Origin of the sequence: Phycicoccus sp. (assembly GCF_035325325.1) — a bacterium.
In the GTDB taxonomy this organism is placed as follows: Bacteria; Actinomycetota; Actinomycetes; order Actinomycetales; family Dermatophilaceae; genus Phycicoccus.
This window is the reverse complement of the sequence record NZ_DAOLAC010000001.1, coordinates 271324-284670: the sequence shown is the minus strand read 5'-3', so window position 1 is coordinate 284670 and position 13347 is coordinate 271324. Positions and strand designations below refer to the sequence as shown.

14 protein-coding genes are annotated in these 13347 nt (G+C 74.9%); 7 read left to right on the top strand and 7 right to left on the bottom strand.

Annotation, left to right across the window (positions count from 1 at the left end):
* Positions 1 to 173: 173 nt before the first annotated feature.
* A complete protein-coding gene (locus PKA89_RS01320; protein ID WP_324415804.1) occupies positions 174 to 1154 on the top strand; it encodes a MoxR family ATPase in 981 nt (326 codons plus the stop codon).
* The gene (locus PKA89_RS01315) at positions 1154 to 2446 is read left to right on the top strand and encodes a DUF58 domain-containing protein (protein WP_324415802.1); all 1293 of its coding nucleotides are present in this window, start codon (positions 1154 to 1156) and stop codon (positions 2444 to 2446) included. The genes PKA89_RS01320 and PKA89_RS01315 overlap by 1 nt, the downstream gene beginning before the upstream one ends.
* Positions 2447 to 2465: 19 nt before the next feature.
* On the opposite strand, the gene PKA89_RS01310 is transcribed toward PKA89_RS01315, so the two are convergent.
* The gene (locus PKA89_RS01310; protein WP_324415800.1) at positions 2466 to 3461 is read right to left on the bottom strand and encodes a stage II sporulation protein M; all 996 of its coding nucleotides are present in this window, start codon (positions 3459 to 3461) and stop codon (positions 2466 to 2468) included.
* Positions 3462 to 3513: 52 nt separating this feature from the next.
* Here PKA89_RS01310 and PKA89_RS01305 point away from each other — a divergent pair, with 52 nt between their 5' ends.
* Positions 3514 to 4347: an RDD family protein gene (locus PKA89_RS01305; RefSeq protein WP_324415798.1), complete on the top strand. Its 834-nt coding sequence runs from the start codon at positions 3514 to 3516 to the stop codon at positions 4345 to 4347.
* Between the two features lie 92 nt (positions 4348 to 4439).
* On the opposite strand, the gene PKA89_RS01300 is transcribed toward PKA89_RS01305, so the two are convergent.
* Entirely contained in the window at positions 4440 to 5534 is a 1095-nt protein-coding gene (locus PKA89_RS01300) for an adenosine deaminase (protein ID WP_324415796.1), read from the bottom strand.
* Between the two features lie 191 nt (positions 5535 to 5725).
* On the opposite strand from PKA89_RS01300, the gene PKA89_RS01295 reads away from it, so the two are divergent.
* Positions 5726 to 5881, top strand: coding sequence for a DUF6131 family protein (locus PKA89_RS01295; RefSeq protein ID WP_324415794.1), 156 nt, complete (start codon positions 5726 to 5728; stop codon positions 5879 to 5881).
* A gap of 79 nt (positions 5882 to 5960) precedes the next feature.
* On the opposite strand, the gene PKA89_RS01290 is transcribed toward PKA89_RS01295, so the two are convergent.
* The 4 genes from PKA89_RS01290 to PKA89_RS01275 form a co-directional block, all read right to left on the bottom strand.
* Complete coding sequence (locus tag PKA89_RS01290) at positions 5961 to 7250, bottom strand: thymidine phosphorylase (protein WP_324415792.1); 1290 nt, start codon at positions 7248 to 7250, stop codon at positions 5961 to 5963.
* A gap of 100 nt (positions 7251 to 7350) precedes the next feature.
* On the bottom strand, positions 7351 to 7758 hold the full coding sequence (locus tag PKA89_RS01285; RefSeq protein WP_324415789.1) for a cytidine deaminase: 408 nt from the start codon (positions 7756 to 7758) through the stop codon (positions 7351 to 7353).
* Positions 7755 to 8972: an amidohydrolase gene (locus tag PKA89_RS01280; RefSeq protein ID WP_324415786.1), complete on the bottom strand. Its 1218-nt coding sequence runs from the start codon at positions 8970 to 8972 to the stop codon at positions 7755 to 7757. The genes PKA89_RS01285 and PKA89_RS01280 overlap by 4 nt, the downstream gene beginning before the upstream one ends.
* Positions 8973 to 8985: 13 nt before the next feature.
* Complete coding sequence (locus tag PKA89_RS01275) at positions 8986 to 9510, bottom strand: MarR family transcriptional regulator (protein ID WP_324415784.1); 525 nt, start codon at positions 9508 to 9510, stop codon at positions 8986 to 8988.
* A gap of 54 nt (positions 9511 to 9564) precedes the next feature.
* On the opposite strand from PKA89_RS01275, the gene PKA89_RS01270 reads away from it, so the two are divergent.
* Together PKA89_RS01270 and PKA89_RS01265 are read left to right on the top strand one after the other, a co-directional pair.
* Complete coding sequence (locus tag PKA89_RS01270; RefSeq protein WP_324415782.1) at positions 9565 to 10485, top strand: ABC transporter ATP-binding protein; 921 nt, start codon at positions 9565 to 9567, stop codon at positions 10483 to 10485.
* Entirely contained in the window at positions 10482 to 12080 is a 1599-nt protein-coding gene (locus PKA89_RS01265; protein WP_324415780.1) for a polyketide antibiotic transporter, read from the top strand. The genes PKA89_RS01270 and PKA89_RS01265 overlap by 4 nt, the downstream gene beginning before the upstream one ends.
* A 34-nt stretch (positions 12081 to 12114) precedes the next feature.
* On the opposite strand, the gene PKA89_RS01260 is transcribed toward PKA89_RS01265, so the two are convergent.
* Complete coding sequence (locus PKA89_RS01260) at positions 12115 to 12678, bottom strand: hypothetical protein (protein ID WP_324415778.1); 564 nt, start codon at positions 12676 to 12678, stop codon at positions 12115 to 12117.
* A gap of 365 nt (positions 12679 to 13043) precedes the next feature.
* On the opposite strand from PKA89_RS01260, the gene PKA89_RS01255 reads away from it, so the two are divergent.
* On the top strand, positions 13044 to 13347 hold a 304-nt coding region (locus PKA89_RS01255; RefSeq protein WP_324415776.1), incomplete at its 3' end, for a hypothetical protein.

The following is a 13347-nucleotide window of genomic DNA, read 5'->3' as shown; positions in this document are numbered from 1 at the left end:
GGCCTGCCGGCGGGAGCGACCGCGGAGCAGGTCGCGCCCGTCGCCGCCGACGCCGCGGGCCTCCCGTCCACCGAGGTCGACCGCCTCCTGCGCGGTCCGGCCCCGGCCGACGAGCACGGGCTCGTCGACCTCGCCCAGCAGCTCGCCCACCTCGAGGAGAAGGTCCGCTCGTCATGACTGACACCCCCACCACGCCGCCCTCCGCCGCCAGCGCGCGCGACGCCCTCGTCCGGGTCCGGGCCGAGGTCGCCAAGGCCGTCGTCGGGCAGGACGCCGCCGTCGCCGGGATGCTCGTCGCGCTGCTCTGCCGTGGCCACATCCTCCTCGAGGGCGTGCCCGGCGTCGCCAAGACGCTCCTCGTGCGCAGCCTCGCCGCGTCCCTCGACGTCGGCACCAAGCGGGTCCAGTTCACCCCCGACCTCATGCCGGGCGACCTCACCGGCTCGCTCGTCTACGACAGCCGGGTCAGCGACTTCGAGTTCCGCGAGGGGCCGGTCTTCACCAACCTCCTCCTCGCCGACGAGATCAACCGCACGCCTCCCAAGACCCAGTCGGCCCTCCTCGAGGCGATGGAGGAGCGCCAGGTGTCGGTCGACGGCACGCCCCGGCCGCTGCCGTCGCCGTTCCTCGTCGCCGCCACCCAGAACCCCGTCGAGTACGAGGGGACCTACCCGCTGCCCGAGGCCCAGCTCGACCGGTTCCTCCTCAAGGTGGTGCTGCCGGTCCCGGAGCGTGACGACGAGGTCTCCGTGCTCCGTCGCCACGCCGGCGGCTTCGACCCGCGCGACCTCGCCGGGGCCGGCATCCGCCCGGTCGCGACGGCCGCCGACGTCGAGGCCGGGGCCGCGGCGGTCCGCTCGGTCGAGGTCTCCGACGAGGTGCTCGGGTACGTCGTCGACATCGCCCGGGCCACCCGGCACTCCCCCTCCCTCGCGCTCGGGGTCTCGCCCCGCGGCGCCACCGCCCTCCTCGCGACGAGCCGGGCCTGGGCGTGGCTCAGCGGGCGCGGCTACGTCACGCCGGACGACGTCAAGGCGCTCGCCGTCGCGACGCTCGCGCACCGCCTGATGCTCCGCCCCGAGGCCGAGCTCGAGGGCACGTCGGTCACCTCGGTCCTGCACAGCGTCCTCGCCTCGGTGCCCGTCCCCCGCTGATGGCCCTCACCACCCGCGCGGCTGCGCTGCTCCTCCTCGGCGTCGTCCCCGTCGTGCTCCGGCCGGCGGGGTCGACGGTGACGGCGTGGGCGCTCGTGTGGCTGGTCCTCGTCGGCCTCGACCTCCTCCTCGCCACCTCGCCGAGCGCCCTGCGCCTCACCCGCGAGGACCCCGCGCTGCAGGTGCGCCTCGGCGAGTCGACGAGCGCCGCGCTCGTCGTCGAGAACACCGGACGCCGTTCCGCCCGAGGGGTGCTGCGCGACGGCTGGCCGCCGTCGGCCGGCTCGGACGCCGCCCGCCACCCCCTCGACGTGCCGCCCGGCGAACGGCGTCGGATGTCCACCACGCTCACCCCGACCCGGCGCGGCGACCGCCGGGCCGACCGGGTCACGGTGCGCCTGCTGGGCCCGCTCGGGCTGGCCGGGCGGCAGCGCTCGGTCGAGGCGCCGGGCCGGCTGCGGGTGCTCCACCCCTTCCCGGCGCGCAAGCACCTCCCGAGCCGGCTCGCCGTCCTGCGCGAGCTCGACGGGCGCGCCGCCGTCCGCACCCGCGGGCAGGGCACCGAGTTCGACAGCCTGCGCGAGTACGTCGACGGTGACGACGTCCGCTCCATCGACTGGCGGGCCACCGCGCGGCGCCAGCACCTCGTCGTGCGCACCTGGCAGCCCGAGCAGCACCGCCGGATCGTCCTCGTCGTCGACACCGGGCGCACGAGCGCCGGCCGCGTCGGCGACGCCCCGCGCCTCGACGCGGCGATGGACGCCGCCCTCCTCCTCACCGCCCTCGCCGGGCACGCGCACGACCGGGTACAGGTCGTCGCGGGCGACCGCACGGTCCACGCCCGGGTCACCGGCGCCGACCGCGCCCGCCTCCTGCACGACGTCATCTCCGCCCTCACCCCGATCGACCCGCAGGTCGTCGAGACCGACTGGGGCGTCCTCGCCTCCGAGGTGACCCGCTCGACCCACCGCTCCCTCGTCGTCCTCCTCACCCCGCTCGAGCCGGCGGCCGTCGAGGAGGGTCTCGTCCCGGTGCTGCCGACCCTCGTCGCCCACCACCGGGTCGTCGTCGCGTCCGTCGCCGACCCCGCCCTGGACCGGATGCGCCGGTCGCGCGACGGCTCGGAGGAGGTGTGGGGCGCGGTCGCGGCCGAGCGGACGACCGCCCTGCGCCGGCAGGCCGCCGACGCCCTCGGCCGCCTCGGGGTCGACGTCCTCGACGCACCGCCCGACGAGCTGCCGGTGCGGCTGGCCGACCACTACCTCGCGCTCAAGCGCGAGGGCCTGCTCTGAGCGGGTCGTCGGTCGGCGGTCAGGCCGAGACGGCGACGACGTCGCCGGCGTCGCGGGCCTCGACGTCACCGGTCGCACCGCGCGCCGCGGCCGCCCGCCCGACGACGAACACGTAGAGCAGGAACGCGGTCTCGGCGACGAGGCCGATGGCGATGCGCGCCCACGTCGGCAGGCCCGACGGCGTGACGAAGCCCTCGATGACGCCGCTGACGAAGAGGACCGCGACCAGGCCCATCGCGATGCCGACCGCCGTGCGGGCCTCCCGCGCGAGCGACTGCCCGCGCGGCAGCCCGCCGGGGCTGATCCACGCCCAGCAGATGCGCAGCCCGACGGCGCCCGCGACGAAGATCGCGGTCAGCTCGAGGAGGCCGTGCGGGAGGATCAGCCCGAAGAACAGGGCGGTGCGGTCGTGGTAGGCCATGAGCGCACCGGCGACCCCGACGTTGAGCACGTTCTGCGCGAGGACGTAGAGCACCGGCAGCCCGAGGATGCCCAGGGCGATGACCTGCGCCGCCACCCAGGCGTTGTTCGTCCAGACCAGCCCGGTGAAGTCGAGGTGCGCGTACTCGCTGTAGTACTGCTCGAAGTCGGTGTCGACGAACTGGTGGATCTGCTGGGGCGTCATGAGCGAGGTCCACACCCGGGGGTGCAGGTAGGCGTACCAGCCGACGACGAACGCGAGGGCCACGTTGGCCAGCGCCGTCGAGACCCACCACCAGCGCAGCCGGTAGAGCCCGGCCGGGAAGGTCGCGGTGAAGAAGGTGAGCACGGTGCGCCACGACCCGCCCCGGCGCCGGGCCGTCGCGAACCGGGCGCGCGCGACGAGCGAGGACAGGTGGGCGACGAGCGCGGGGTCCGGGCTGGCCGAGCGGACGACCGAGAGGTGGGTCGAGACGCGCTGGTAGAGGTCGAGCAGCTCGTCGGCCTCGGCACCGGTGTGCCGGCGCTGCGCGACGAGCGTCTCGAGCCGGTTCCACTGGGCCTGGTGGGCGGCCACGTAGGCGTCGAGGTCCACCGGCTCAGCCTAGGTGACCACGTCGGGGACCGGGCCCGGTTAGCCTGTCGCCGTGGAGAGCAGCGGGGGCACCGGACAGCCGTACCGGGCGTACGCCTCCGAGGACGTCGTCACCGGCGAGGGCGTCGCCGTCGAGCTGCCCGTCGCCGGCACGATGGTCCGGGCGGTCAGCGGGCTCATCGACGTCGTCGTCGAGGTCGTCCTGCTCGTCGGGGTCGCCTTCGGGGTCGGCTGGCTCACCGCGCAGACGAGCGACGCCGTCGCCACCGCGGTCGGTCTGGTCGCCACCGTCCTCGTCCTCGTCGCCTTCCCGGCCACCGTCGAGACCCTCACCCGCGGCCGCACGCTCGGGAAGCTCGCCCTCGGCCTGCGGGTGGTCAGGGACGACGGCGGCCCGATCACGGTCCGGCACGCCATCACCCGCGCGCTCGTCGGGTTCGTCGAGATCTGGCTGCTGTCCGGCATCCCGCCGCTCGTCAGCTCGGTCGTCAACGCCCGCGGCAAGCGCCTCGGCGACCTCGCCGCCGGCACCTACGTCGTCACCCAGCGTTCCCGGATGCGGCTGCTCCCCCCGCCGCAGATGCCGCTGCCGCTGGCCGCGTGGGCGGTCTCGGCCGACGTCGCCGCGCTGCCGGCCGGGCTCACGGTCACGGTGCGGCAGTTCCTCGCCCGCGCGGCGAGCCTCGCGCCGGGGTCGCGCGACGCCATCGGTCGCGAGCTGGCGACCGAGGTGCTGCGCTTCGTCGCGCCCGCTCCGCCGGCCGGGTTCCACCCCGAGTACGTGCTCGCGGCGGTCATCGCCGAGCGCCGTCGCCGCGACACCGAGCGGCTGGCCCGCGAGGACGCCCTGCGCCGCCGCGTCGTCGGCGCCGACCCCCTCGCCTGACCCGACTTATTGCAGATTGCCCACCTCCGAGAGGCCTTTTCGGGCCCCTCGAGGTGGGCGATGTGCAATAAGTCGGGTCAGAGGGGGGCGGGTCAGGCGCCGAGCGCGGCGTAGCCCGGCTTGACGACGTGCTCGATGAGCTCGAGCCGCTCGTCGAAGGGCAGGAACGCGGACTTCATCGCGTTGATGGTCACCCAGCGCAGGTCCTCGAGGGTCCAGCCGGCCTCGTCGACGAGCAGCTGCATCTCGCGCGACATCGAGGTGCCGCTCATCAGCCGGTTGTCCGTGTTGACGGTGACCCGGAAGCGCAGCCGCTTGAGCAGCGAGATCGGGTGCGCGGCAATGGACTCCGCGGCGCCCGTCTGGAGGTTCGAGGTGGGGCACATCTCGAGCGGGATGCGCCGGTCGCGCACGTAGGCGGCCAGCCGCCCGAGCGACACGGTGCCGTCCTCGGCAACCGTGACGTCGTCGACGATGCGCACGCCGTGGCCGAGCCGGTCGGCGCCGCACCACTGGATGGCCTCCCAGATGGACGGGAGCCCGAAGGCCTCGCCGGCGTGGATCGTGAAGTGCGCGTTCTCGCGGCGCAGGTACTCGAACGCGTCGAGGTGGCGGGTGGGCGGGAAGCCCGCCTCGGCCCCGGCGATGTCGAAGCCGCCGACGCCGTGGTCGCGGTGCGCGACGGCGAGCTCGGCGATCTCCCGCGAGCGGGCCGCGTGCCGCATCGCCGTGAGCAGGGCGCGCATCCGGATGGGGGTCCCGGCCGCGGCGGCCTGCTGCTCCCCCTCGCGGAACCCGGCGAGCACGGCCTGGACCACCTGCTCGAGGGAGAGCCCGCCCTCGATGTGCAGCTCGGGGGCGAAGCGCGACTCGGCGTAGACGACACCGTCGGCGGCGAGGTCGAGGGCGCACTCGCGGGCCACGCGGCGCAGCTGCTCCTCGGTCTGCATCACGGCGACGGTGTGCGAGAAGGTCTCGAGGTAGCGCTCGAGCGAGCCGGAGTCCGCGGCGTCGCGGAACCAGGTGCCGAGCGAGACTGGGTCGGTGGTCGGCAGCCCGTCGTAGCCGGAGGCGGCCGCGAGCTCGACGACCGTGGCCGGGCGCAGGCCGCCGTCGAGGTGGTCGTGGAGCAGCGCCTTCGGGGCGCGCCGGACGACCTCGGCGCTCGGGGCGGCGACGGTCGTCATCGGGGGTCCCGCCGGCCGGTCGTCGCGCCACTCACCGTCGTCCTCGGGTCCACCACGCCGCTCAGCGTACCGATTCGGCCGCCGTCGCCCACGCCGGCCCGGGCCCCCGACAAATTGCCTGTTCACGAGGACCGTCCGACACCTGTCCCCCCACTAGCGTGTCGGCGGAGCCACTCGAAAGGAGCCCCAACGTGATCATTCTCGGCATCATCCTCCTGGTGATCGGACTCATCGCGAAGATCTCGATCCTCACGACCATCGGCGTCATCCTGCTGGTGATCGGCGCGATCCTCGCCATCCTCGGCGCCACCGGCCGGGCGATCGGCGGACGCAACCACTGGTACTGAGAGAGCCGGACGACCACGCCGGAGGCCGCCGCCCGCATACCGCGGGTGGCGGCCTCCGCTGTGTCGGGACGGTGCTCGCTCAGGCGATCCGGTCGATGACGACCGACCCCGTGGCCGGGCGCGAGCCCTCGGGGGCGATGAACACCGCACCCTCGAGGGCCTCCTTGGCCCGCTCGAACCGCTCGGGGGTATCGGTGTGCAGGGTCATGAGGCGCTCACCGGCGCGCACCGTGGCGCCCGGCTTGACGTGCAGCTCGACCCCGGCGCCGGCCTGTACCGGGTCCTCCTTGCGGGCCCGGCCGGCGCCCAGCCGCCACGCCGCGACCCCCACGGCGTAGGCGTCCATCTGCGTCACGACGCCGTCGCCGCCGGCCAGGACCTCCTCGGTGTGCCGGGCCGTCGGCAGGGCGGCGTCCGGGTCCCCGCCCTGGGCCGCGATCATCCGACGCCAGACATCCATCGCGCGTCCGTCGGAGAGCGCCGCCCGCACGTCCTGCCCGCCGCGGCCGGCCGCCTCGAGCATCTCCTCGGCGAGCCGGACGGTCAGCTCGACGACGTCCTCGGGACCGCCGCCGGCGAGCACCTCGACCGACTCGCGCACCTCGAGGGCGTTGCCCGCGGTCAGCCCGAGCGGGGTCGACATGTCCGTGAGCAGCGCGACGGTGGTGACGCCGGCGTCGGTGCCGAGGTCGACCATCGTGCGGGCGAGCTCGGCGGCGTCCTCCTGCGTCTTCATGAACGCGCCGGAGCCGACCTTGACGTCGAGGACGAGCGCCCCGGTCCCCTCGGCGATCTTCTTGCTCATGATCGAGGAGGCGATGAGCGAGATGGCCTCGACCGTGCCGGTGACGTCGCGCAGCGCGTAGAGCTTCTTGTCGGCCGGCGCGAGCCCGGACCCGGCGGCGCAGATGACGGCGCCGACCTCGTCGAGCTGGCGCAGCATCGCCTCGTTGGAGAGGGCGGCCTGCCAGCCGGGCACCGACTCGAGCTTGTCGAGCGTGCCACCGGTGTGGCCGAGGCCCCGGCCGGACAGCTGCGGCACGGCGACGTCGAACACGGCGACGAGGGGGGCCAACGGCAGCGTGATCTTGTCGCCCACACCGCCGGTCGAGTGCTTGTCGGCGGTCGGCCGGGACAGCGAGGAGAAGTCCATCCGCTCGCCGCTCGCGATCATCGCGCCGGTCCAGGTGGCGATCTCGCGGCGGGTCATCCCGTTGAGGAGGATGGCCATCGCGAGCGAGCTCATCTGCTCCTCGGCGACGACGCCCCGGGTGTAGGCGTCGACGACCCAGCGGATCTCGTCGTCGGAGAGCTCGCGGCGGTCGCGCTTGTGGACGATGACGTCGACGGCGTCGAAGGCTTCGGTCATCCCGCCATCATGGCAGGGTCGCCGGCACCCCCAGAACGGCACCGGTCACGGGTCGGAGGCCCGGGCGTCGTCGACATCTGCCATGCCGCCGGGCCGCGCGCTACGGGCGGCGGGACTCGAGGTCGTCGGGGCCGAAGGCCTGGGGCAGCACCTCGCGCATGGTCAGCACACCCTCGGGCGTCTGGAGGAGCGTCTCGGGAGTCCCGTTCTCCCACAGCAGCTGTCGGCAGCGGCCACACGGCATCAGGGTCTCGCCGCGGCCGTCGACGCACCACACGGCGACGAGCTTTCCTCCCCCACCGGCGTGCAGCGACGAGACCATCCCGCACTCCGCGCAGAGCGTGACGCCGTAGCCGGCGTTCTCGACGTTGCAGCCGGAGACGACGCGGCCGTCGTCGACGAGCCCGGCCACCCCGACGGGGAAGCCGCTGTACGGGCAGTACGCGAGGGTGGTCATCCGCACCGCTTCGGTGCGCAGGGCCTCCCAGTCGACGGCGACGTCGCTCACGACTCCTCCTCCGGCGCGGTCCGCCGCGCGTCGAGCCCGCGGACGACGGCCGCCGTCGCGAGCAACCGGGCACCGAGCGCGATGGCCCGCTCGTCGACGACGAGGTCGCCCTGGTGCAGGTCGTAGGTCGGCCCGCCGGGCGTGCGCGTGCCGAGCCGCGCCATCGCACCGGCGCAGTGGTCGAGGTACCACGAGAAGTCCTCGCCGCCGAGCGACTGCGCGGTCGGGACCGGGGTGACCCGGCCGGCGAGCGCGGCGCGGCGCAGCGCGGAGATGCCGTCGGCGGTGTTGACGACCGGCGGGACCCCCTTGAGCCGCTCGACCTTCGCCTGCACCCCGTACGGCTGGACGACGCCGTGGACGATCTCCTCCAGAAGCGGGCCGACGGTGAGCCACGACTCGGCGTCGAGCATCCGCAGCGTGCCGCGGCACTCACCGGAGGACGGGATGACGTTGGCCACGCGGCCGGCCTCGACCATCCCCCAGACGAGGGCGGCGCCGGCGCGCGGGTCGAGCCGCCGGCCGAGCACCGCCGGCACGTCGGTGACGACCTTGGCGAGTGCGTACACGAGGTCCTCGGTGAGCTGCGGGCGCGAGGTGTGCCCACCGCGGCCGTGCAGCGAGATGAGCACCTGGTCGGCGGCGGCGGTGAGCGCGCCCTCGCGCAGCCCGACCTGGCCGACGTCGATGCTCGGGTCGCAGTGCACGGCGAAGATGGAGTCGACGCCCTCGAGGGCGCCGGCGGTGATGGCGTCGAGCGCGCCGCCGGGCATCACCTCCTCGGCGGCCTGGAAGACCGCGCGGACGGCGATGCCGCGCTCGGCGAGGGAGTCCTCCACCGACCGCAGCGCCAGCACCGCCCCGACGAGCGCGGAGACGTGGACGTCGTGCCCGCACGCGTGGCAGACGCCCTCGGCGCGGGAGGAGAACTGCAGGCCCGAGCGCTCGCGCACCGGCAGGGCGTCCATGTCCGCCCGCAGGGCGACGCGGTAGACCGGCTCGGGGGCGCCGAGGTCGGCGAGCACGCCGGTGCCGGGCAGGAGCCGGACCGCGACGCCGGCGGCGTCGAGGCGGCGCGCGACGCACTCGGTCGTGCGCGTCTCCTCGCGGGACAGCTCGGGGTGGGCGTGGAGGTCCCGCCGGAGGTCGATGAGCTCGGGTGACAGCGAGGTGATGCGCTCGCCGAGCGCGGCGAGGAGGGCATCGTCGTTCATCAGATGGCCGAGTCTAGCCCCGGGGGGTCGGCGCGGGTGCGGGGTGGGCGGGGGCCGAACGGGTGGACTTGTACTCCTCCCAGCGGTGGGCCACGGCGTCCATCTCGCGTTGGATGAACTCGAGGAACTCGGCGGAGAGCTGCATCCGCTGCCCGGCCCGGGTGCCGGGGCCGACGTTGTCGCGGGCCGCGACGAGGGCGGCGAGGATCGGGGCGTACAGCTGGTCGGTCTGCATCATCATGTCGTGCCACGCGTCGTCGAGCGCCACGTACACGTCGCGCCGGCTGCCCCGCTCGCGCTCCCGCCGGATCATCCGCACCTGCGAGAGGTAGCGGACCGCTCCGGACACGGCGGCGGGGCTGATGTCGAGCAGGTCGACGAGCTGCGCGGAGGTGCGCCGGCCGTCCTCGGTCGCGAGCAGGGCGGCGAAGACGCGAGCCGGCTGCAGGGGAATGCCGACCTCGGCGAGGGCGCCGCCGAGGCGCTCGACGACGTCGGCCGGGGGGTCGGGAGAGCCGGGGAGGCTGGGGACGGTCACGGCTCGAACATTACAACATTCACAACCTTGTGAAGAAGGTGTACCGTCGACGACGTGACCGACGCCATCTCCGTCTCCGGACTCCGCAAGACCTTCGGGCGCACCACCGCCCTCGACGGCCTCGACCTCGTCGTGCGCGAGGGCGAGGTGCACGGCTTCCTCGGCCCCAACGGCGCCGGCAAGTCGACCACCCTGCGCATCCTTCTCGGCCTGCTCCGCTCGGACGGCGGCACCGCGACCGTGCTCGGCCGCGACCCCTGGCACGACAGCACCGACCTGCACCGCAGCCTCGCCTACGTCCCCGGCGACGTGGTCCTGTGGCCCACGCTCTCCGGCGGCGAGACGATCGACCTCCTCGGCCGGCTGCGTGGCGGGCTCGACGACACCCGGCGCCGCCGGCTCGTCGAGGCCTTCGAGCTCGACGAGACCAAGAAGGGCAAGGCCTACAGCAAGGGCAACCGGCAGAAGGTCGCCCTCGTCGCCGCCCTCGCGAGCGAGGCCCCGCTGCTCGTCCTCGACGAGCCGACCGCCGGCCTCGACCCGCTGATGGAGCAGGTCTTCCAGGCCGAGCTCGCCGCGCTGCGCGAGCGCGGACGCACCGTGCTCCTCTCCAGCCACATCCTCAGCGAGGTCGAGCGCGCCTGCGAGCGGGTGAGCATCGTGCGGGCCGGGAGGGTCGTCGACTCCGGCACCCTCGACGAGCTGCGCCACCTCACCCGGACCACCGTCCGGGCCGAGCTGCGCGACATGCCGTCGGTCGCCGAGGTCGCCGGCTGGCCCGGCACCCACGACGTCTCGGTCGACGGCTCGACCCTCCACCTCACCGTCGACGCCGAGCACCTCGACGGGCTGGTCAGCGCGCTCGCGCCGCGCGGCGTCACCGGCCTCATCTGCCAGCCCCCCACCCTCGAGGAGCTCTTCCTCGCCCGCTACCAGTCGACCCCGGCCGCCGCCCCGGAGGAGGTGTCGGCATGACCGGCCGGCTCGCCGGGCTCGGCCGGCTGCTCCGGCTCGCGTGGCGGCGCGACCGCATCATCGTCCCCGCGAGCATGCTCGGGCTCGTGCTGCTCTCGGTCGGCTCGGCCCAGGCGACGCTCGCCCTCTTCCCGGACGCCGCCTCCGCGCAGGCCGGCCTCGCCGACATCGTCCGCAACCCCGCGGTCGTCGCGATGTACGGGCCGATCAGCGCGGCCGACGCCGACGCGCTCGCCGTCTTCAAGACGATCATGATGGGCGCGGTCCTCACCGCGATCCTCGGGCTCGTCATCGTCCGCCGGCACACCCGCACCGAGGAGGAGGAGGGCCGGCTCGAGCTCGTCGGGGCCGGCGCGGTCGGCCGCTGGGCGCCGCTCGCCGCCGCGCTCGTCGTCGCCGTCACCGCCGTCGTCCTCGCGAGCCTCCTGTCCACGCTCGGCCTCGCCGCCCTCGGGATGGACCCGACCGGGTCGGTCGCCTTCGGCGTCTCGTGGGCCACCGCCGGGCTCGCCCAGGTCGGGGTGACCGCCCTCGCGGTCCAGCTCGCCTCGACGACCCGGGGCGCCGGCGGGCTCGCCTTCGGCTTCCTCGGGGTCACCTACCTGATGCGCGCCGCGGCCGACTCGGTCGACGGCGGCGTCGTCCACGCCCTCGGGTGGCTCTCCCCGCTCGGCTGGGCCGGCCGGGTCGAGCCGTACGGGCAGGACCGGTTGTGGATCCTCGGGCTGGGGCTCGTCGTCCTCGTCGCCGGCGTCGCCGCCGGGTTCGCCGTGCTCGATCGCCGCGACCTCGGCGCCGGCGTCCTCCCGACCCGGCTCGGCCCGGCGCGCGGGGGTTCGCTGCTGTCCAGCCCGCTCGGGCTGGTCTCCCGGCTGGCCACCGGGACGGTCGTCGGCTGGCTCGTCGGGCTGGTCACCGGCGGGGTCGTCCTCGGCTCGCTGCTCAGCGCGGTGGGAGACCTCGCGAACAACGCCGAGATGAAGCGGTTCCTCGAGGCGCTCGGCGGCTCCGCCGGCACGCTCGAGGACATCTACCTCGCGAGCGAGACAAAGTTCGTCGCCGTCGCGGTCGCGGCGGCGGGCATCGCCCTCGTGCTGCGCCTGGGCGCGGCCGAACGCAGCGGCATCGGCGAGTCAGTTCTCGCGACGCCCACGAGCCGCACCCGCTGGTACGCGGCGCACGTCGCGGTCGCCGTCGCCGCGACGACACTGTTCATGCTCGTCATCGGCCTCACCGTCGGGGTCGTCGGGCCGCTCGCCAGCGCGTCCGCGCCGGCCCTCGGTGCCGTGCTCGGCGCGTTCCTCGCCACCCTCCCCGCCATCTGGCTGCTCGTCGGGGCGGCCGCGCTGCTCGTCGGCGCCCGGCCGCGCTTCGCGCCCTTCGCGTGGGCGCTGCTGCTCGTCGGGTTCGTCCTCGGCGAGCTCGGCCCGACGATGGACCTGCCGGGCTGGCTCGTCGACGTCTCCCCGTTCGCGCACCTCAGCCAGCTGCCGGGCGGCGACTTCGCGGCGCTCGCGGCCGCGGTGATGACCCTCGTGGCGGCGGCACTGACCGCCGCCGGCGGGATGGCCTACGGCCGGCGCGACGTCGCCTGACGTCACGCCGGCCGACCGGGAGTGGGCCGCGAGGTCAGTGGCGCTCGGTGGCCAGCAGCCGCACCGCGATCCACGTCAGCCCGACGAGGAGCAGCAGGTGCGAGACGACCGCGCCCACGTGCCCCGCCAGCGCCAGGTCGACGAACGGGAACAGCACGAGCAACACCACGGCCGGTCGGGGGAAGCGCCCCGATCGCCAGACCGCAGCGGCGAGCAGCAGCATCCCCACGACCGTGCCGCCGAGGAACATCACCAGCAGGACGGCGCCGACGGGATTCGCGGAGAGGTGGTCGACCAGCGCGGCCGCCTGGCTGGTCGGCAACCCCTCGCGCACCGCCTGCAGCTCGGCCGCCTGCCCCATGCGCACGCCGGCGAAGCCCAACATGCTCGCGACGACGAGGACGGACGCCACCAACGACAGCCGTGGGCTGCGCGCCGCCGTGCGTCGCAGCAGGCCCAGGAACGCCGGAACGTACAGCGCGGTGCCGACCAGCCCGACGAGCACCGAGACGACGAACGTGGGCTGGTGCGCGGCGATGCCCTCCAGATCGGCGGTCGTGGTGGTGCCCGACAGCGGCGACAGCACCGCCTCGACCACCTCGCACAGCGGGGCCGCGACCAGGCAGGCCGCCACGAGCACCGGCCGGGGCGGCGCGGCAGCGACCTCGACGGGGCCGGTCGGCTCCAGCGCAGCCGAGGCGGGTTCGAACACGGGCAGGGACGCCGATCCAGACGACACGGGGACTCCTCGAGGTGAGCGGGGTGGGCGATCGAGACGACGACCGCCCGAAGTGACGTCGTGACGCTAGGAGCGGCGGCCCGGCCCGCACATCGGCCGCCACGGCGGTCGTCGCCGGCCCGCGGGCGGGTTCCGTCCGCGGGCCGGCTCGCCCGCGTGGACGACCGGCTCTCGCCCGGCCGGCCGATAGCCCGGCCAGGTCACCGTGCCCTACGGTGCCGAGCATGGGTTGGGGCAACCGCAGCACCACTGCGCTGGATGGCGTGCTCGCCGCAGCCCTGGCGACGTTCGCCGTCGCCGAGTCCGCCGCGCAGTCGATGGGCCGCCACCCGCAGAGCGAGGTGCTGGCCCTGGTGGCCGCCGGCGCCGTGACGCTGCGACGCCGGGCCCCACTGGTCATGTGCCTGCTCGCGGCCGCCGCGGTGACGGCCTTCGCGTTCCTGCCCGGCGCCGCGACGCCGTTGTGGACGTTCGTCGTGGCCCTCGTGGTCGCGTTCTCGGCCGGCGCGCACCTCGAGGGCCGGCTTC

Bases quoted from the DNA above. Each gene is read 5' to 3' on its own strand.
- PKA89_RS01265 (WP_324415780.1), top strand. From the start codon at position 10,482: ATGACCGGCCGGCTCGCCGGGCTCGGCCGGCTGCTCCGGCTCGCGTGG.
- PKA89_RS01320 (WP_324415804.1), top strand. From the start codon at position 174: ATGACTGACACCCCCACCACGCCGCCCTCCGCCGCCAGCGCGCGCGAC.
- PKA89_RS01315 (WP_324415802.1), top strand. From the start codon at position 1,154: ATGGCCCTCACCACCCGCGCGGCTGCGCTGCTCCTCCTCGGCGTCGTC.
- PKA89_RS01300 (WP_324415796.1), bottom strand. From the start codon at position 5,534: ATGACGACCGTCGCCGCCCCGAGCGCCGAGGTCGTCCGGCGCGCCCCG.
- PKA89_RS01280 (WP_324415786.1), bottom strand. From the start codon at position 8,972: ATGAACGACGATGCCCTCCTCGCCGCGCTCGGCGAGCGCATCACCTCG.
- PKA89_RS01290 (WP_324415792.1), bottom strand. From the start codon at position 7,250: ATGACCGAAGCCTTCGACGCCGTCGACGTCATCGTCCACAAGCGCGAC.